This is a genomic window from Kitasatospora sp. NPDC001175, assembly GCF_053598215.1.
Genome location: NZ_JBSFJU010000090.1, coordinates 21,802 through 23,431, shown reverse-complemented (window position 1 = coordinate 23,431; position 1,630 = coordinate 21,802). Strand labels below are relative to the sequence as shown.

General features: G+C 68.2%; 2 pseudogenes. Both read left to right on the top strand.

The features are described from left to right. Window positions 1–89: 89 nt before the first annotated feature. Window positions 90–797: pseudogene (locus ACWDAK_RS36405) on the top strand (IS1634 family transposase); the annotation flags it as partial. A gap of 626 nt (window positions 798–1,423) precedes the next feature. Further along, window positions 1,424–1,630: pseudogene (locus ACWDAK_RS36400) on the top strand (YncE family protein); the annotation flags it as partial.

The window sequence follows — 1,630 nt, the reverse complement described above, 5'->3', positions numbered from 1 at the left end:
GATTGCTGCTGGTCATCAGGGATGGAACTCCTACTCGGGCCCTCTCAGGCTAACCCGACAAAGCGGGACGTCTCACCCAAGGCTGACAGAGAGGGTTCCGCACCGATGTGGAGCGGGCCCTGTTCGCGCTGGTCGCCAACCGCGCCGTCGCCCCGAGTTCCAAGCGGGCCGCCGCCGAGTGGGCTGGCAAGGACGCGGTGGTGCCCGGCGTCGGGGAACTCGCCGAGCAACATGCCTATCGAGCAATGGACTCGCTGGTGGACGAGGGCACCCAAGCCGCCGTGCAGGAAGCGGTGTTCTTCGCCACCGCGAACCTCCCCGATCTCGAGGTCGACCTGATCTTCTTCGACACCACCAGCACCTACTTCGAACGGGACGAGGCCGACGATGGCGACGACGCGCTTCGCCGTTACGGCCACTCCAAGGACCACCGCGAGGACCATCCGCAGATCGTGATCGAGCTGGCCGTCACCCGCGAGGGCATTCCGGTGCGGATCTGGACCTGGCCCGGCGACACCAACGACCAGACGGTCATCGCCCAGGTCAAGGCCGACCTGCGGGCCTGGCGGCTGGGGCGGGTGGTGACCGTCACCGACTCCGGCTTCTCCGGTGAATCCAACCTTGTCTGCCTCAAGAAGGCCGGCGGCCACTACATCACCGGCGTCAAGATGCGCGAGGGATCGACGAAGGCCACCGAGGCCCTCGCGCGCCAAGGCCGCTACCAGCAGGTCCGCGACAACCTGCGGGTCAAGGAGGTCCACCTGGACTCCGACCCCGGCCGACGCTGGATCATCTGTCGGCGTTCCGTCCCAGGTATGTGCCCACACACTGTCGAACTCGGGTCAAGCGGCGGTGAGCCAGTCGCGGTAGGCGGTGGCGAGGGCGTCGTCGCGGCGGGTTCCGCGTTCGATGCAGGAGATGACGGCCGGCCAGACGCCGAAGTCTTGGAACTGCCAAGGCAATGACGCGAGCCGGCTCCGGCAGATGAGGGCGCATCCGAGATCGCTCGGGAGCTGGACGAGGTGGTTCAGCGTGCGGCGCGCCCGATAAGTGTCGAATCGCCATATTTGACGCAGAGGCGCTTACGCTGACAGGCGGTGGCCTGAGGTCCTGTCAGCGCGGTGGCGCAACCACCCGGCCGGTGAGGCGTGGGTGCGTCGGTGATGAGGTGCGAGAGCACACGGCCCGAGGCCGCGGCCGGGGGCCTGGGCGATCGCCATGATGAGGCCCGTTGTGGCGGCCGCGCCAGCCGCCATCGCACGGCCCGTTCCACCCCAAGCCCCACGCCGCGGCCCTTCTTCCGGTTCTTCGAGTGAGAGGTACGGCAATGCCAGGTTGCGGAAGACGATGGTTGCGGGGCCTGGACCAGCCTGATACGGGCGCCGGTGGAGCCTCACGCTGTGGGGCGTGGCTGCGCGCCCTGGTGGCGGAACTGGTTGTGCTGGGAGGCCTGGCACTGCCGGTGACCGCGGCCGTCCCAGCCCAGGCCGCTTCATCGGGGACCTTCACCTACGTCGCCAACAACGGCTCGGACGACGTGTCGGTGATCAACACCACCACCAACACCGTCACTGCCACCATCACCGTCGGCACCAACCCGTTCGCGGTGGCCGTCAGCCCGGACGGCACC